Genomic DNA, 16,800 nt, shown 5'->3' on the forward strand with positions numbered 1-16,800 from the left:
CGCGTGTGCCGGGTCGATTAGGGTAGAACGCGGGGTTTGCAGTGCTGGGGGATTACGGAGCGCACATGACGCAAGACGACAACAGCGGCGTGCAGCCGCCCGAGGAGCCGAAGAAGCCGGGTTCGATGCGGTTCCAGGACGCGAACACGCAGCCCCGGCAGCCCTCGGTGGCCGAACAACGGGCCCGCAAGCAGGCCATCGCCGACCAGGAACGCGAACGGCAGGCAGCCGTCGCGGCCAGGGAGGCGGCGGACGCGAAGGCGGCCACCAAACGCAAGATCCTGATCGGCAGCGGGGTCACTGTCGGTCTCGTCGGGCTGGTCGCGACGTTCTACACGATCGCGAAGCCCGCCGAGATGACCGCGTCCTGTGTCTCGTCCGACGGGGTCATCCAGGACGACAAGTACTGCGACGAGAGCTACGCGACCAGCCACGGCGGGCACTACAGCGGCGGGTTCTGGATCATCCCGCTCCCGGGCGGCGGCTACTCGCAGTACCGCTACAACTACGGCGGCAGCGGCAGCATCGGGCAGCACGTGTCCGGCGGCAGCTACACCGCGCCGTCGGGCAACACCAACGTTTCGACCAAGTCGGGCACCAGCGTCCAGCGCGGCGGGTTCGGCATCAGCGGCAAGAGCGGCAGCAGCTTCGGCGGGACCGGGAAGAGCGGAGGCTCATAGGTGTATCGGGACCGGCGGGAACCGCGCCGCGACTGGCAGCGGATCGTCGAAGAGCAGGGCCTGGTCTACGGCACCCCGGCACGCGACGGCACCGGCAAACCGCGTCCGTACTGGGACGAATCGGTGCACTACGTCTTCGACATGGACGAGGTGCTCTCGCTCGAGGCGGACGTCGAACTGCTGCACTCGATGTGCCTGGAGGCCGTCGACAACGTCGTGACCACCGAGCAGTACCAGCGCTTCGGCATCCCGGAATGGGTGTGGCCGCACATCGCGGAGTCGTGGAAGCGGCAGGACCCGCACGTCTACGGCCGCTTCGACCTGCGCTACGACGGCAAGTCGCCGGCCAAGCTGCTGGAGTACAACGCGGACACGCCGACCACGCTGCTGGAGGCGTCGCTGCTGCAGTGGCACTGGAAGACCGACGTCTTCCCGGAAGACGACCAGTGGAACTCCATCCACGAGAAGCTGGTCGAGCGCTGGGAGGAGATCGGCGGGAAGCTGCCGTCGAACGAACTGCACTTCACCTGGTCCTCCGCCGACCCGAGCGGCGAGGACCACGTGACCACGGCGTACCTGCAGGAGACCGCGGCCGAGGCCGGGCTCGACACGGTCGGGCTCGCGATCGAGGAGATCGGCTGGGACCCGGTGCTCAAGCGGTTCGTCGACCTCGCCGAGGGACAGATGTCCACGGTGGTGAAGCTGTACCCGTGGGAATGGGTCGTCGACGAGGAGTTCGGCAAGTTCGCGGTGGAGACCATGCCGCGCACGCTGTGGGTCGAACCGCTGTGGAAGATGCTGCTGTCGAACAAGACGCTGCTCGCCGTGCTGTGGGAGAACTATCCCGGGCACCCGAACCTGCTGCCCGCGTTCGCTGACGATCCCGGCCTGCTCACCGAGTACGTGCGCAAGCCGAAGCTCGGCCGCGAGGGCGCGAACGTGCAGATCGTGGCCACCGGGTACGAGACGCAGACCGACGGCGTCTACGGCGCGGAAGGCTACGTCTACCAGGCGTTCGACCCGCTGCCCGAGTTCGACGGGTACCGGCCCGCGCTCGGCGCGTGGATCGTCGGCGACCAGTCGGCGGGCCTCGGCATCCGCGAGACCAGCGGACTCGTCACCGACGACGGCGCGGCGTTTGTGCCGCACCGGATCCCGGAGTCGTGATACAACCCTGGATGTCCGATTCAACTGGCTGAATTGGCCATCCAGGGAGACCCCGTGACCACGACCCTCGCGCTGCCCGCGACCTTCGGTTCCGATCTCGTGCGCGGGATCGGCGCGATCCTGCTGTACGGCATCGTCGGCCTGCTGCTGATGTTCGCCGGCTTCTACGCGATCGACTTCACCACGCCGGGCAAGCTGTCGAAGCTGGTCACCCGCGGGCTGCCGAACGCGGTGATCGTGACCGCGTCCGGGCTGCTGTCGATGGCGTTCATCGTGGTCGTGGCGATCTACAGCTCCGCGAGCGACCTGACCGCCGGGTTGATCACGTCGCTGGTCTACGGCCTGATCGGGGTCATCGTGCAGGTGCTGGCGGTGCGGCTGCTGGAGTGGGCGACCCGGATCGACGTCGGGTCCACCATCCAGAGCGAGAAGTTCGCGCCGGCGAGCGTCGTCGTCGCGGCGGCGCACCTCGGGCTCGGGCTGGTCGTCGCGGTAGCGATTTCGTAGCGTTCGCGCACTGCCGCGCGGTCCCGTTCCCACTAACGTGGGAACCGTGCGACTCCTCAGGACGCCGGAAGACCGGTTCGCGGACCTGCCCGATTTCGCCTTCGAACCTCAGTACACCGACCTGTCCGACCCGGACGGCGGGCTGATCAGAGTCGGCTACGTCGAGGCCGGGCCCGCGGACGGGCCGCCCGTTCTGCTGCTCCACGGCGAGCCGAGCTGGTCGTTCCTTTACCGGAAGATGCTTCCGGTGCTGGCCGATGCCGGGCTGCGGGCGATCGCCCCGGACCTGGTCGGGTTCGGCCGGTCGGACAAGCCTGCGGAGATCGTCGACCACACGTACGCGCGGCACGTCGAATGGATGCGGCGGTTCGCGTTCGACGTGCTCGGGCTCGAAGGGGTCACGGTCGTCGGGCAGGACTGGGGCGGGTTGATCGGGCTGCGGCTGGTGGCTGAGCATCCGGGGCGGTTCGCCGGGGTGGTCGCGGCCAACACCGGGCTGCCGACCGGGGACGTGGACATGCCGCCGGTGTGGCACAAGTTCCGGGAAGCCGTGGAGGGCGCGCAGATTCTGGATGTCGGGCGGTGTGTGCAGTCCGGGTGCAAGACGCCGCTGCCGGAGGACATCCGGGCGGCTTACGACGCGCCGTTCCCGAACGAGATGTACAAGGCCGGGCCGCGGGCGATGCCGGGGCTGGTGCCGACGCGACCGGACGATCCGGCGTCGGACGCCAATCGGGCGGCGTGGGCGACGTTGACGGATTTGGACGTGCCGTTCCTGTGCGCGTTCTCCGACGGCGACCCGATCACCGGCGCGATGGGGCCGATTCTGCAGCGTTCGATGCGCGGGGCTGCTGGTCTGGACCACCCGACGGTCGCCGGGGCTGGGCACTTCCTGCAGGAGGACGCGGGGGAGACGCTCGCGGAGCACGTGGCCCGCTTCGCCCGCCGCTGACCCTCGCCGCGAGCGCCCCAATGTGGCATTGGGTGCATGTGACGCACCGAATGCCACATTGGGTGCATCTGACGCACCGAATGCCACATTGGGGTCAGGACAGGGCGGCCAGCGAGTCGAGCAGGATCTGCAGTCCTTCGGCCGCCTCGGCTTCGGTCAGCGTCATCGGCGGCCCGATCCGCAGGACGTTTTTGTGCAGCCCGCCCTTTCCGATGAGCAGTCCGCGCTTTTTCGTTTCTTCCAGCATTTGCTTGGCGGCAGCGGTATTCGGCGTCGTGGTGCCCGGTTCGATCAGTTCGACGCCGATCATCAGCCCCTTGCCGCGCACCTCGCCGACGCAGGGGCTGTTCGCCGCGCGCAGGCCTCGCATCAACTGGTCGCCGCGGGCTTTGCAGTTGGCTTGCAGGTCGTGCTCGTCGATGTAGTCGAGGACGGCCAGCGCGCCCTGCATGGACACCGGGTTGCCGCCGAAAGTGGAGAACGACTCTGCCTGGAAGCAGTCCATGACGTCGCCCCGGGCGACCACGCCGCCCACTGCCAGGCCGTTCCCGAGACCCTTGGCGAAGGTCATCATGTCCGGCACCACGTCGTGGGCCTCGATGCCCCAGTAATGGTCGCCGGTGCGGCCCCAGCCGGTCTGGACCTCGTCGGAAATGAAGAGGATGCCGTGCTCGTCCAGGACTTCCTTCATCGCCTTGAACAGGCCGTCCGGCGGGGAGCTGAAGCCGCCCACGCCCTGGATCGGCTCGGCGATCAGGCAGGCCACGTCGCCCGCGGTGGCGGTTTCCAGGAGTTCCACCAGGTCGGCGACGCAGGCGTCGATGTAGGCGGTGTCGGGCAGGTCGCGGAAGGGGCTGCGGTAGCGGTAGCCGCCGTGGACGTAGTTGACCTTGATCGGGCTCAGCGACGACGCCGACCAGCCGCGGTTGCCGGTGATCGCGACCGTGCCGAACGACCGGCCGTGATACGAGTTCCGCATCGCCAGCACCTGGTTGCTGCGGCGGTACTGGGTGGCGAGCATCAGCGCGGTGTCGTTGGCCTCGCTGCCGGAGTTGGTGAAGAACACCTTGGCGTCCGGGATGCCGGAGCGCCGCGCGATCCGTTCGGCGAGTTCGACCTGCGAGCGGATCAGGTACAGCGTCGAGGTGTGCAGGACGCCGGTGTCCAGCTGCTTGCGGACCGCGTCGCTGATCGCGGGGACGTCGTAGCCCATGGCGTTGGTGAGCACGCCGGCGAAGAAGTCGAGGTAGGTGCGGCCGGTGGAATCGGTGAGACGGCGATCCTGCGCGTGCACGATTTCGATCGGCTCGTCGTACAGCAGGGACATCCAGGACGGGAGCACCGCGCGGTGGCGCGCGAGCAGGTCGTCGGTCATGTGAGTTCCCTCCGCTCCGGGTTCTAGCGAGTATGGGGAGCGCGGGAAACGGGCGACAACGATCAGACTGTCGGGTTGTCTTCGGGGCGGCGCACAGTGTGTACGGGAAACCGCGTCGAAGCCACGGCTGGCCTGCGACTACCCTTCTGTCCGTGATTGACCCCAGGACTCTGCGCGAAGACCCGGAAGCCGTGCGCGCGTCGCAGCGTGCCCGTGGCGAGGACGAGGGAGTGGTCGACAAGCTGCTCGACCTCGATCAGCGCCGCCGCTCTGCGATCGCGACCGCCGACAAGCTGCGGGCCGAGCAGAAGTCCGTGTCCAAGCAGGTGCCGAAGGCCTCCGCCGAGGACAAGCCCGCCCTGCTCGCCCGCGCCAAGGACCTGTCGGCGCAGGTCAAGGCCGCCGAGGTCGAGCAGAACGAGGCGTCGGAGGAGTTCGACAAGCTGTTCCGGATCCTGCCGAACCTGGTGCACCCGGACGCGCCGATCGGCGGCGAGGACGACTTCGCGGTGCTGAAGACCGTCGGCGAGGTGCCGTCGTTCGACTTCGCCCCGCGCGACCACCTCGACCTGATGGAAGGCCTCGGCGCGCTCGACATGGAGCGCGGCGCGAAGGTGTCGGGCTCGCGGTTCTACTTCCTGTCCGGCGTCGGTGCGCAGCTGCAGCTCGCGCTGCTGAACATGGCCGTGGCGCGCGCGACGGCGAACGGCTTCACGCCGATGATCACGCCGTCGCTGGTCCGCCCGGAAATCATGGCGGGCACCGGCTTCCTCGGCGCGCACTCGTCGGAGGTGTACCGGCTGCGCGACGACGACCTGTACCTCGTGGGCACGTCGGAGGTCCCGCTCGCGGGCTACCACTCGGACGAGATCCTCGACCTCGTCGCCGGTCCGCGCCGCTACGCGGGCTGGTCGTCGTGCTACCGCCGCGAGGCCGGGTCGTACGGCAAGGACACCCGCGGCATCATCCGGGTGCACCAGTTCGACAAGGTCGAGATGTTCGTGTTCGCCAAGCCGGAGGACGCGGAGGCCGAGCACGAGCGGCTGCTGGGCTGGGAAGAGGACATGCTCGCCGCGATCGAGGTCCCGTACCGGGTCATCGACACCGCGACCGGCGACCTCGGCACGTCCGCCTACCGCAAGTACGACTGCGAGGCGTGGGTCCCGACGCAGGAGACCTACCGCGAGCTGACCTCGACGTCCAACTGCACCACCTTCCAGGCCCGCCGGCTGTCCGTCCGCTACCGCGACGACAACGGCAAACCGCAGACGGCCGCCACCCTGAACGGCACGCTGGCGACCACGCGCTGGATCGTCGCGATCGTGGAGAACCACCAGCAGCCCGACGGTTCGGTCCGGGTGCCGGTGGCGCTGCGTCCGTTCCTCGGCGGGCTTGAGGTGCTGGAGCCGGTCAAGCGCTGAACTTCGCGAAGGCGAGACAACCTCAGATGGAATCCGACAGAGCCCTGATCCCCGCTCTGCGCAAGGCCGGTGCGCTGGCCACAGTGGACTATGCGCTGGCGTTCGCCGTGCTCGCGGTCGCGGGCTGGCTGCTCTTCGCCGCGGAAAAGGGGACGCACGCGTCGTTCCGGTTCGGGCTGATCGCGATCGGCGGCGCGGCGTTCTGCCTCGTCGTCAACGGGGTCATGCTGGTCCGGGGGCGGGATCGGCGGCCGATGTTCCGGTCCGCGGACGCGCAGTTCCTCGCGACGCTCCGGCAAGGCGCCCTGCGGATCTGGCTGTTCGGTCTGCTGCTCGCGGCGATCGGCTCCGGCGTCATCCTGCTGGTGCCGAACTCGCATCCGTTCCGGCCGCAGGTGAACGGAACCACGATGGCCATCGCGATCGCCGCCGCCGCGGTGGTCGTGGCGGCCGCCGGGATTTCCGCGTTCGTCCTGCGGCGTGCGGTGCCCAAACCGTGATCTCCGGTCCTTCCTTCCCGTTCCGCGGGTGCGGAACCCCGCTGCTCAGTAGGGTGCGGAGCGGAGGAGGCAGCTGATGAGGTTCAAACAAGCGGCGGTCGCCCTGGCGGCGGTCGCGATGCTGCTCGCCGGGTGCACGCAACAGGTGAGCGGCGTGGCTTCGCCGGTGCCGGGGCAGGGGCCGGTCACGCCGGTCGTCGAGCCGTGCCAGCTTCTCGACGCGAAGCAGCTCGCCGGGCTCGGCTACAAGCCGCCGGGCCGGTCGGTGAAGGCGCGCAAGGAACAGCGCGCGCCCGCGATGTGCTTGTGGACCGGGACGGACACCGACCACACGGTGGTCATGTCCGTCGGCTGGTCGGTGGACCTGAGCCTCGACGACTACCTCCAGGGCGCCCTCAAAAAGGCCGACCCGGTGCAGCTCGGCGGCTTCCCGTGGACGCGCTACGCCGGGTTCATCAACGGCAGCTGCGACCTGTACACGACGCTCGGCGCGAAGTCGTTCGCCTTCGTGAGCGTGTCCTATCCGGACGACGCGCAGGCGTGCGAACGCGCAAAGAAGGTCATCCCGCAGGTCGCCGCGCATCTGCCGGGCGGGCAGCCCGCACCGTCGATCGCGCCGAGCACGCCGCCGGAGGGCACCGCGCCGACCGGGCCGCTCGCGTCGGTCAATCCGTGTCAGCTGTTGAAGCCGGAGCAGGCGCAGCAGCTGAAAATGGCGCCGAACGGCGAACTCGACAGCTCCAAGGTCATCTCGCCGAACGTGACCTACTGCCTGTGGAAAGACATCGACGGCGACGGCGGGCAGAAGCCGTTCGAGGTCTGGGTCGGGCCGGACGTTCCGCTGAAACGCTGGCCCGGCATGGAGGTCGCGCCGACCGAGCAGATCGACGTGAACGGCCGGAAGTGGTCGCTGTTCCCGAACTTCAACGATTCCGGCGGCGTGATCTGCGCGGCCGGACTCCCGGTTTCGGACACCGCCTCGATCCAGATCGTCAGCGGGCAGCTGGCCGACAAGACCAAGGCGTGCGACGCGATCAAGGCCGGAATTCCGATGGTGTCAGGGAATCTGCCGGGCTGAACCGTCTACATCGGACGGCTCAGTCGGTCACCCGGTCGGCGATGTACTTGGCGATCTCCAGTGCGCTCGTCGCCGCCGGGCTCGGCGCGTTGAGCACGTGTACCTGGTCCTTTGTGGACTCGATGAGGAAGTCGTCCACCAGCGAACCGTCCGGGCGCAGCGCCTGTGCCCGCACGCCGGAACCGTGGCGCACGATGTCGTCCTCGGTCACCGCGGGCACGAGCTGCGCGAGGCTGGCGGCGAACCGCTTCTTCGAGAACGACCGCAGCACCTCTTCGAGACCGGTCGGGTACGCGTACTTGCGGGCCAGCTTCCAGGCGCCGGGGAAGCGGGCGACGTCGGCGAGATCCTTCACCGACACGTCCGCCCAGCGGTAGCCCTCGCGGCGCAGCGCGAGCACGGCGTTCGGGCCCGCGTGGACGCTGCCGTCCAGCATGCGGGTGAGGTGCACGCCCAGGAACGGCAGCGTCGGGTCCGGCACCGGGTAGATCAGGCCGCGCACGAGGTGGCGGCGCTCCGGCTTCAGCTCGTAGTACTCGCCGCGGAACGGCACGATGCGCGCGCTCGGCGTGATGCCGGCCATCTCGGCGACCCGGTCCGCGTGCAGGCCGGCGCAGTTGACCAGCGCGTCCGCGTGCAGCACCTCGGAGCCGGTGGCCACCTCGACCCCGCCGCCGCGAGCCGGGCGGATGCCCAGCGCGGGGGTGTTCAGCCGCAGGTCCGCGTCCGCCTCGTCGAGCAGCCGCACGAGCGCCGCGCACACCGCGGGGAAGTCGATGATGCCGGTCGACTCGACGCGCAGCGCGGCGACGCAGGACACCTCCGGCTCGTACTCGCGGGCCTCCGCGGGGGTGATCCGCTTGGCGGGCACGCCGTTGGCCTCGGCCCGTTCCGCGAGCGTGTCCAGCGCGGGGATCTCCTCCTCGCGGGTCGCCACGACGAGCTTGCCGCACACCTGCACCGGCACCCCGTACTGCCTGGCGAAATCCACAATGGACCGGTTGCCGCCGACCGACATCCGCGCCTTGAACGAACCGGGCTTGTAGTAGAGCCCGGCGTGCACGACGTTGGAGTTGTGCCCGGTCTGGTGCGCCGCCCAGCGAGCTTCCTTTTCGAGCACCGTCACGTCCTGGCCGCGCTGGGACAGCTCCCACGCGACCGACAGCCCGACGATTCCCCCACCGATCACAACTACGTTCCGCACGGCAGGGAAGGCTACGCGCTCCGGTGCGGCGCTGCGTACCCCCCGACGGCGTGGTACCCGTTCACTGAACCGGGGACAATCCGGCCAACGCGAGGCGTTGATGCGGTTCTAGCTGCTTACCGGCGGTGTACGCGGCGGTGAACCCGTCCGGTCCGAGCGTCTTCTCCGCGGCCGCGGTGACCTGCGCGACATCGTGCTGGCCGGGCACGGCGGCCCCGCGCACCGCGGCCGCCGCGCCGAGCAAGGCGGCGGCATCGGCGAACCGGCCCTCCTCGGCGAAGACCCCGGCGACGCCCTCGAACGCGGTGGCCAGTGACCCGTGGTCATGCCAGCGGTGCGCGGTTTCGACGCCGAGCTGCATCCGTCGGCGGGCATCCTCCGGGCGGTGCTCGGCCACGTCGATCCAGCCGAGCGCGATCGACGCGGCTGCCCGCACGATGGCGGCCGAGAACGAGTCCGCCGCGCATTCGGCGAGCGCCTGCTCGGCCAGCGCCCGCGCACCGGCCAGATCTCCGGAGCGGCGGGCGATGCCGGACAGGCCGACGTGACCGCTGCCTCGCGTCTCGGGCATCCCGGTGCGATGGGCGAGTTCGACGGTCCGCTCGTAGTCGGCCTTCGCGCCGGCGAGGTCGCCGCGCAACGCTCGGCTGTCGCCGCGACGGCACAGCAGGTCCGCGTAGTCGTCGGTCGCGCCGAGCGTCTGCATGAGCGACAGGGACTCGGTCATCGCGGCGAGCGCATCCTCGTGGCGGCCGCGCAAAACCAGCAACTGCGACAGGTGGTCGAGCGCCATCGACAGTCCCCAGCGTTCGCCGAGCACCCGGTAGCACGCTTCGCCTTCTCGCAGACCGCGTTCGGCTTCGTCGAGTTCCCCGGCGAGCATCGCGCGCAGACCGTCGCCCATCGGCACGAGCGCGGTGAGCCACGGGTCGGGATGCTTTTCGAGCCCGGACAGCCGGAGCCGCGCGTCCTCGTCGTCGGGGGGTCCGAGCACGACGCCGGACAGCATGAGCATCATCGGATGCTCCGGGGTCCAGGAGCTTTCCGCTAAGTACCGCTCCACATAGGACCGATAGTTCGCCGTCTCGGCGGCTTCCGGGGCACCGGCCATCGCGGTCAGCAGGCACATGAGGAATTGCTCGCGGTGTCCTTCCGGCGGCTCCGCTTGGCAGTGGCGCACGATTTCCATCGACAGCGCCGCGCCTTCGTAACGTCGTCCGCGCAGCCACCAATACATCGACAGCGCGGCGGCGATCCGCAACGCGGTCGACGGATCTGCCGCGGCAGACCACCGGAGCGCGGCCACGATGTTGTCGTACTCAGCGTCGATTTTCCGCAGCCAGTCCAGCTGGTCCGCAGTACGCAGCTTCGGGTCGGCTTCCTCGACGAGCCGCAGGAAAACCTGCGCGTGGGCGTGCCGGAAGCGCTCGGTCTCGTCTGCGGCGTCGAGCTTTTCCGCGCAGAACGCGCGGATCGTCTCGAGCATTCGGTAGCGCCCGCTCGACGGTTCGACGAGCGACTTGTCGGCGAGTTCGGGGAGCAGGTCGACGGGGACGTCGCACACCTGCTCGGCGTACGCGAGCGTCGCGCCTCCGGTGAAGACGGTCAGCCGACGGGCGAGGCGGCGTTCGTCGTCATCGAGGAGATCCCAGCTCCATTCCACGACGCCGCGGAGCGACCGGTGCCGCTCGTCGGCGGTGCGGCTGCCGCGGGCCAGCAGCTGGAAGCGGTCGTCGAGCCGTGCGGCGATGTCAGCGACCGGCAGCGTGCGCACGCGGGCGGCGGCCAGTTCCAGCGCGAGCGGGAGGCCGTCGAGCGCGGTGCAGATCCGCACGACGTCGGCCGCCGTTTCGTCGGTCAGCCGGAACGCGGGGTCGCTCGCCCGGGCGCGGTCGAGGAACAGCCGGACGGCGGGGTAGGTCTCCGCATCGGGTGCGTCGGGCGGTGGGACGGCCAGGCGGGGGATCGGCGCGAGTTGTTCGCCGGTGATGCCGAGCGGTTCCCGGCTCGTCGCCAGCACCCGCAGCCCGGGGCACGCGGGCAGCAATTGCGCGACCAACCTCGCGGCTGCGGCGATGACGTGTTCGCAGTTGTCCAGCACCAGCAACGTCGCCTGGTCGCGCAAGGCCGAGACGAGGCGGTCGACCGGGTCCTGGCGACCGCGGGCGCCCTCGCGCAGGCCGAGCGCGGTGAGGACGGCCTGCGGAACGTCGTCGGCGACGTGCGGGGCCAGCTCCACGAAGACGCACGGTCCCGCGTCCGCCGCGGCTTCGACGGCCAACCGGGTCTTCCCCGTCCCGCCGGGGCCGAGCAGCGTGACGAGCCGGGCCTGGCGCAGGAGATCCGCGACCTGCCGCAGTTCGCGGTCCCGGCCGACGAAGCTGGTGAGCTGTGCGGGCAACGGGGTCGCGGCGTTCGCCGATTCGCCGCGCAAGGCGGCCAGGTGCGCCTCGGTGAGGTCTGGACCAGGGTCCGCGCCCAGTTCGTCGGCGAGCGTGCAACGGGCGTCCTCGAACGCGGCGAGCGCCTCGGCGGTCCGCCCGGCGGCGTGCAAGGCCCGCACCAGCTGAGCCCGCGACCGCTCGCGCAGCGGGTTCTCGGCGATGGCGGTGCGCAGTTCGTCGAGGACGTCGGCGGCGCGGCCGAGCGAGATCTCCGCGTCGACCCGGTCGGCAGCCGCTTCGGCACGCAGTTCGGTCAGCCGGGTGGCCTGGACCTCTGCGGCGGGGACGTCGGCGAACGCCGGTCCGCGCCACAGCGCGAGCGCCTCGCCGAGCAGGTCGCTGGCCCGCGTCGGGTCGCCCTCGGCCAGTTCGCGGCGGCCCTCGCCGGCCAGCCGCTCGAACCGGTGCGCGTCCACTTCGTCCGGTTCGATCCGGAGGCGGTACCCCGCCGAGGTGAGTTCGATCGGCAGTTTCAGCGCGCCGCGCAGCCGCGAAACCTGCGATTGGAGCGCGTTGGCCGCGCCGTCCGGCGGTTCCTCGCCGTAGAGCCCGTCGATGAGCCGCTCGGCGGACACGAACCGCCCGGCGTCCGCCGCGAGCAACGCGAGCAGCGCCCGGCCTCGCGGGCCGCCCACGGCGACCGTCCCGCCCGCGCCGTCCCAAGCGACGACGGCCCCCAGCACCCCGATCCGCATCCCGTGAGCCTATGCCCGGAACGGGTGCTTACCCGTGGGTTCTGTCCCCGAAACAGGAGGCAAACGCGACTTCTATACACTTTGGCGCGACCCCGCGCAATGCGGGACACCCCGATGCACAGGAGATCTACAGTGGGCGAACCCGTCCTGCTCGGGAAGCCGACCGTCGGCGACGAAGAGCTCGCAGCCGTCGCCGAAGTGTTCCGTTCCGGCTGGCTGGCCGGCGCGGGCCCGGCGTGCCGTCGCTTCGAGGAGCGGTTCGCGCAGCTGACCGGCACCGCGCACGCTCTGACCACCAGCAACTGCGGCTCCGCCCTGTTCCTGGGACTGAAGGTGCTCGGCGTCCAGCCCGGCGACGAGGTGATCGTCGGCGACTACACCTTCCCGGCGACCGGCCACGCCGTGCTGCAGGCCGGCGCGAAGCCGGTCTTCGCCGACATCCGCCCGGACATCTTCAGCGCCGACCCGGCCGCGATCGAAGCGCTCATCACGCCGCGCACGGTCGGCATCCTCGCCGTCGACGTCGCGGGCCAGCCCGGCGACTTCGACGAGTACCGCGCCATCGCCGACAAGCACGGTCTGTGGCTGTTCGAGGACGCCGCCTGCTCCGCGGGCGCGACCTACCGCAACCGCCCGGCCGGCAGCCTCGCCGACCTCGCCGCGTTCTCCTTCCACGGCCGCAAGGGCATCACCGCGGGCGAGGGCGGCGCGCTGGTCTCGAACCGCGAGGACCTGATCGCGCACGCGCGCAAGATCCACACCTACGGCATCGAGCCCGCGATCAGCCGCGAAGGCTCGGACACGCTGCCGATCCCGTCCTTCCACGAGCTGGGCTGGAACTTCCGGCTGTCGGACATCCAGGCCGCGATCATGGGCGTCCAGCTCGACCGGCTGCCCGACCTGCTCGCCGCCCGCCGCTCGGTGGCCAAGCGCTACCACGAGGCGTTCGAGGACGTCGACGCGCTGACCGTGCCGGTCGAGGCTCCCGACCGCGAACACCCGTGGCAGGCCTACCTGATGACGGTGGCCCCGGAGATCAGCCGCGACGCGCTGGCCCTGCGGATCCGCGAACAGGGCGTGCAGTGCAACTTCGGCACCTACGCCTCCCACCTTCAGCCGGTGTACGGCGAGCAGCAGCCGCTGCCCGTCTCCGCCGACGCCTTCCGCCGCCAGCTGGCGATCCCGATGCACGCGGAACTCACCGACAGCGAAGTCGAGCGCGTGGTCACCACCGTGCGCGAAGCCGTGTCCGCTCTTTCCTGACCCGCCGACCTCCCTGAGGAGAACCCATGTCCGACAAGAAAGTTTTCTTCACCGGCGCCGGCGGTTTCATCGCCTCGCACGTGATCCCGATCCTGCTGGAGAAGGACTACACGGTCCGGATCTTCGACAACATGACCCGCGGCGACCGTGACCGCGTCAACGAGTTCGTCGCCACCGGCAAGGTCGAACTGGTCGAGAAGGACGTGCGCTACGGCGTCGGCGTCCGCGAGGCCATGCGCGGCTGCACGCACGCGATCCACTTCGCCACCGTGTCGATCAACAAGTCGATCGCGGACCCGGGCGAGTCGATCGACATCAACATGGTCGGCAACAACAACGTCTTCGCGGCCGCGGCCGACGAGGGCGTCGAGCGCCTGGTGTTCGCTTCCAGCGCCTCGGTGTACGGCGAGCCGGAGAAGCTGCCGATGCACGAGGACGACAAGCTGAACCCGCTCACCCCGTACTGCATCTCGAAGCGCGCGGGCGAGGACCTGCTCGGCTTCTACGAGCGCACCAAGGGCCTCTCCTGGAACGCGCTGCGGTTCTTCAACGTGTACGGCCCGGGCCAGAAGATCGAGGCGTACTACACCTCGGTCATCAACCACTTCATCCAGCGCCTGCGCGCCGGCCAGCCGCCGATCATCGACGGCGCGGGCGACCAGTCGATGGACTTCGTGCACGTGACCGACCTCGCCAAGGGCGTCGTCGCCGCGCTGGAGTCGGAGCAGTCGAACCTGCCGATCAACATCGGCACCGGCATCGACACCTCGATCGCCACCCTGGCGAAGATCCTGATCGAGGCGGTCGGCGTCGACGTCGAGCCGGTGTTCAACAAGCGCGACGTCCTCGTGTCCCGCCGCGCCGCGGACATCACCCGGGCCCGCGAGGTGCTCGGCTGGGAGCCGGAGATCACCGTCGAAGAGGGCATGCGCGCGTTGGTGCGGGACTCCGAGTGAGCCTCGCCGTCGGCGCGTCTTCCGAGGGGAATGCGTAATGAGCACTGCGGGCCCGGCCGAAGGAAAGCCCATGCGGATCGTGGTGGTGAACAACTTCTTCCCGCCGCGCGTGGGCGGGAGCGCGCACATGTCGGCCTCGCTGGCCGCCGAGTACGCGGCTGCCGGACACGAAGTGCTGGCGATCACCGCTGCCTACGGTGACGCGCCGGCGGAAGAGGAGCGCGACGGCTACCGCGTCGTGCGCCTCCCCGCGGTGAAAATGCCGCAGCTCGGCCTGTCGATCGACTTCGACATGACGTTCGCGTCGATGCGGCCGGGCAACTGGCGGCGGCTGTGGAAGCTGCTGAACGAGTTCAAACCGGACGCGGTGCACCTGCACGGACAGTTCTTCGACCTGTCCTGGATGGTCGGCATCTACGCGCGCCGGCACAAGCTGCCCGTTCTCCTGACCATCCACACGCTGCTGATCAGCGAGAACAAGATGTACGGCCGCGTGTTCCGGGCGCTGGACGCGATGCTGGTGAACCCGGTGCTGAAGTACCTGCGCCCGCGCTTCGTCATCCTCGACAAGCTCGGCGTGGACTACTGCGTCGAGCGCTACGGCACGAGCGACGAGAACTCCGAGTACTTCCCGATCGCGGTGGACACCGGGCACTTCGCCAAGCCGGTGACCAAGGACGTGCGCGCGGAACTGGAGATCGGGGACGCGCCGCTGATCGTGTCGCTCGGACACGTGATCCCGCTGCGCAACCGGCTGCCGCTGATCGAGGCGCTGCCCGCCATTCTGGAGCGGCACCCCGGCCTGCGCGTGGTGATCGTCGGCCGGGTGTACCACGACGCGTTCCAGCAGCGAGCCAAGGAACTGGGCGTAGCCGACGCGTTGATCGTCACCGGCGCGGTGCCGAAGGCGGACGTGCCCGCGTACTTCGCGGCGGCGGACATCGTGACGCACGACCTGAACGGCGGCTGCGGCACCGCGTCCCTGGAGGCAATGCTGTCCGGCACGGCGACCATCGCGTCGGTCACCGAGGACAACTACCCCGGTATCGAACTGCACAACGGCGAGAACATCCTGCTGGTCCCCCCGGACGACTCGGACGCGGTCGAGAAGACGGTGCTGTCCCTTCTGGACGACCCGGAACTGCGCGCGCGGATCGCCGAGCGGGAAAGCTCGATGGTCCGGGCCAATTTCGGGCTCGACGTGGTGACCGAGGAACACCTGCGGGTGCTCACGAAAATGGTGGCGGACAACTGATGTTCTTCGAGGACGAGCGCAGCAACCGGCTGCGCCCGATGATCCTGAACGACCTCGTGTCGCAGTACATGAACGATGCCGAGCGGGCTCGCTTCTACGGCCTGCCGGAATCGTGCCGGGTGCGCGAGCGGGTCAAGATCATCAGCCCGGAAAACCTCACGATCGGCGAGCACTGCTGGATCGGCGAGGGCGCGGCGTTGGACGCCAGCGGCGGGCTGGAAATCGGCGAACACACCAGCATCGGCCTGAACACGCTCGTGTTCACGCACTCGAGCTGGCTCGCGAACATGGCTCTGGAGAACCACTCCGGCAGCGACCTGATCGAACGCAAGCCGGTGAAAATCGGCAAGGGCTGCTTCATCGGCGGCCTCGTGGTGATCATGCCGGGCGTCACGATCGGTGACTTCGCGACCGTGCAGCCGAACTCCGTGGTCGCCAAGGACGTTCCCGCGCGTTCGCTCGTAGCGGGCAACCCGGCGCGGGTATTCCAGCGCTACGACGAGGAGTACATCGAGGCCGAGGTGAAGCGGGTCCGCGAGGAAAACGCCCGCCGCCGATCGCTGTCGGACGACTCGTCGGGATGGGGCTCTCCGTCAGGCGACTTCACGGAGAAGTGATTCGGACACGGTGCGTCACGCGCTGGCGGATGCTCCGGGTAACATGGGACACTGCTCTCAGTCACTGTCGGTGAAGGAGATTCCATGAGTGTCCTTGAATGGCCTCACCACCTCCTGACCCTTGACGACTGGGCGGACCTTCCGGAGAACCCGAAGGTCCGGATCGAGGTTGTCGAAGGGGTTCCGTCCGTGTCGCCGCGTCCGATGTGGTTCCACCTGCGGTCCGTGACGCGGTTGGCTTTCTTGCTCGACGAGCAGCTCTGCCCGGAAATGAGCGCCGGTGCCGAGGCGGAGCTGCTCCTGTGTGAGAGCCCGCTGACGATCCGCGTTCCGGACGTCGTCGTGACCTCGGCTGAGGTCGCGGAGTCCAACCCCGCACGGATCGCCGCGGCGGATGCCGAGCTGGTGATCGAGGTGCTGTCCCCCGGAACGAAGCACGTCGACCTGGGTGCGAAGCTTTTCGAGTACGCCGATGCGGGGATCGAGCATTACTGGATCGTGGATCTGGATCCGCCGGTCAGCATGATTGCTTACCGGCTCATCGACGGCGATTACGAGAATTTCGGCGAGTATTCCGGCACCGTCGAACTCGAGGTCGCGGGCGCGCCGGTGAAGCTCGATCTGAGCGCGCTTGTCGACCCTCGCGCGCAGCGCTGACCCGAACACCATGCGTCGCCGTTGAGACA

Annotated in this window: 15 protein-coding genes; 12 read left to right on the top strand and 3 right to left on the bottom strand. The window is 69.4% G+C overall.

Features of this window, described 5'->3' with window-relative positions:
- Nucleotides 1-65: 65 nt before the first annotated feature.
- From PUT80_RS04045 to PUT80_RS04060, 4 genes are read left to right on the top strand one after another with little or no spacing between them, the layout of a single operon-like run.
- Nucleotides 66-680 (top strand): hypothetical protein, encoded by a 615-nt coding sequence (locus PUT80_RS04045; protein WP_106961492.1) that lies wholly within the window; start codon nucleotides 66-68, stop codon nucleotides 678-680.
- A complete protein-coding gene (locus PUT80_RS04050) occupies nucleotides 681-1,847 on the top strand; it encodes a glutathionylspermidine synthase family protein (protein WP_037807043.1) in 1,167 nt (388 codons plus the stop codon).
- 54 nt (nucleotides 1,848-1,901) lie between these two features.
- Nucleotides 1,902-2,354, top strand: a complete 453-nt coding sequence (locus PUT80_RS04055) for a DUF350 domain-containing protein (RefSeq protein ID WP_037807046.1) — start codon at nucleotides 1,902-1,904, stop codon at nucleotides 2,352-2,354.
- A gap of 37 nt (nucleotides 2,355-2,391) precedes the next feature.
- A complete protein-coding gene (locus PUT80_RS04060) occupies nucleotides 2,392-3,306 on the top strand; it encodes a haloalkane dehalogenase (protein ID WP_275291139.1) in 915 nt (304 codons plus the stop codon).
- 94 nt (nucleotides 3,307-3,400) lie between these two features.
- Here PUT80_RS04060 and PUT80_RS04065 read toward each other — a convergent pair whose 3' ends face one another.
- Nucleotides 3,401-4,681, bottom strand: a complete 1,281-nt coding sequence (locus tag PUT80_RS04065) for an aspartate aminotransferase family protein (RefSeq protein WP_043837839.1) — start codon at nucleotides 4,679-4,681, stop codon at nucleotides 3,401-3,403.
- Nucleotides 4,682-4,833: 152 nt separating this feature from the next.
- Between PUT80_RS04065 and serS the strand changes: the two genes are divergently transcribed.
- The 3 genes from serS (at nucleotide 4,834) to PUT80_RS04080 (ending at nucleotide 7,680) form a co-directional block, all read left to right on the top strand.
- Entirely contained in the window at nucleotides 4,834-6,102 is a 1,269-nt protein-coding gene (gene serS, locus PUT80_RS04070; RefSeq protein ID WP_275291140.1) for a serine--tRNA ligase, read from the top strand.
- 26 nt (nucleotides 6,103-6,128) lie between these two features.
- Entirely contained in the window at nucleotides 6,129-6,602 is a 474-nt protein-coding gene (locus PUT80_RS04075; protein ID WP_275291141.1) for a hypothetical protein, read from the top strand.
- 76 nt (nucleotides 6,603-6,678) lie between these two features.
- Entirely contained in the window at nucleotides 6,679-7,680 is a 1,002-nt protein-coding gene (locus tag PUT80_RS04080; RefSeq protein WP_275291142.1) for a DUF3558 family protein, read from the top strand.
- Between the two features lie 19 nt (nucleotides 7,681-7,699).
- Here the strand turns inward: PUT80_RS04080 and lhgO are convergent, their stop codons facing one another.
- A complete protein-coding gene (lhgO, locus tag PUT80_RS04085) occupies nucleotides 7,700-8,884 on the bottom strand; it encodes an L-2-hydroxyglutarate oxidase (protein WP_037807063.1) in 1,185 nt (394 codons plus the stop codon).
- 61 nt (nucleotides 8,885-8,945) lie between these two features.
- On the bottom strand, nucleotides 8,946-12,023 hold the full coding sequence (locus tag PUT80_RS04090; RefSeq protein ID WP_275291143.1) for a BTAD domain-containing putative transcriptional regulator: 3,078 nt from the start codon (nucleotides 12,021-12,023) through the stop codon (nucleotides 8,946-8,948).
- A gap of 114 nt (nucleotides 12,024-12,137) precedes the next feature.
- Between PUT80_RS04090 and PUT80_RS04095 the strand changes: the two genes are divergently transcribed.
- The 5 genes from PUT80_RS04095 (at nucleotide 12,138) to PUT80_RS04115 (ending at nucleotide 16,771) form a co-directional block, all read left to right on the top strand.
- Nucleotides 12,138-13,286, top strand: coding sequence for a DegT/DnrJ/EryC1/StrS family aminotransferase (locus PUT80_RS04095; RefSeq protein WP_093572722.1), 1,149 nt, complete (start codon nucleotides 12,138-12,140; stop codon nucleotides 13,284-13,286).
- Between the two features lie 26 nt (nucleotides 13,287-13,312).
- The gene (locus PUT80_RS04100; RefSeq protein WP_134664465.1) at nucleotides 13,313-14,242 is read left to right on the top strand and encodes an NAD-dependent epimerase/dehydratase family protein; all 930 of its coding nucleotides are present in this window, start codon (nucleotides 13,313-13,315) and stop codon (nucleotides 14,240-14,242) included.
- A gap of 70 nt (nucleotides 14,243-14,312) precedes the next feature.
- A complete protein-coding gene (locus PUT80_RS04105; RefSeq protein ID WP_275291145.1) occupies nucleotides 14,313-15,497 on the top strand; it encodes a glycosyltransferase family 4 protein in 1,185 nt (394 codons plus the stop codon).
- Entirely contained in the window at nucleotides 15,497-16,114 is a 618-nt protein-coding gene (locus PUT80_RS04110) for an acyltransferase (RefSeq protein ID WP_275291146.1), read from the top strand. Before PUT80_RS04105 ends, PUT80_RS04110 begins: the two co-directional genes overlap by 1 nt.
- Nucleotides 16,115-16,198: 84 nt before the next feature.
- Nucleotides 16,199-16,771 (top strand): Uma2 family endonuclease, encoded by a 573-nt coding sequence (locus PUT80_RS04115; RefSeq protein WP_275291147.1) that lies wholly within the window; start codon nucleotides 16,199-16,201, stop codon nucleotides 16,769-16,771.
- Nucleotides 16,772-16,800 lie beyond the last annotated feature (29 nt).

The organism is Amycolatopsis sp. La24, from assembly GCF_029087445.1.
Classification (GTDB): domain Bacteria; phylum Actinomycetota; class Actinomycetes; order Mycobacteriales; family Pseudonocardiaceae; genus Amycolatopsis; species Amycolatopsis nivea.

Bases quoted from the DNA above. Each gene is read 5' to 3' on its own strand.
- PUT80_RS04045 (WP_106961492.1), top strand. From the start codon at position 66: ATGACGCAAGACGACAACAGCGGCGTGCAGCCGCCCGAGGAGCCGAAG.
- PUT80_RS04065 (WP_043837839.1), bottom strand. From the start codon at position 4,681: ATGACCGACGACCTGCTCGCGCGCCACCGCGCGGTGCTCCCGTCCTGG.
- PUT80_RS04075 (WP_275291141.1), top strand. From the start codon at position 6,129: ATGGAATCCGACAGAGCCCTGATCCCCGCTCTGCGCAAGGCCGGTGCG.
- PUT80_RS04080 (WP_275291142.1), top strand. From the start codon at position 6,679: ATGAGGTTCAAACAAGCGGCGGTCGCCCTGGCGGCGGTCGCGATGCTG.
- PUT80_RS04090 (WP_275291143.1), bottom strand. From the start codon at position 12,023: ATGCGGATCGGGGTGCTGGGGGCCGTCGTCGCTTGGGACGGCGCGGGC.
- PUT80_RS04095 (WP_093572722.1), top strand. From the start codon at position 12,138: ATGCACAGGAGATCTACAGTGGGCGAACCCGTCCTGCTCGGGAAGCCG.
- PUT80_RS04100 (WP_134664465.1), top strand. From the start codon at position 13,313: ATGTCCGACAAGAAAGTTTTCTTCACCGGCGCCGGCGGTTTCATCGCC.
- PUT80_RS04105 (WP_275291145.1), top strand. From the start codon at position 14,313: ATGCGGATCGTGGTGGTGAACAACTTCTTCCCGCCGCGCGTGGGCGGG.
- PUT80_RS04110 (WP_275291146.1), top strand. From the start codon at position 15,497: ATGTTCTTCGAGGACGAGCGCAGCAACCGGCTGCGCCCGATGATCCTG.
- PUT80_RS04115 (WP_275291147.1), top strand. From the start codon at position 16,199: ATGAGTGTCCTTGAATGGCCTCACCACCTCCTGACCCTTGACGACTGG.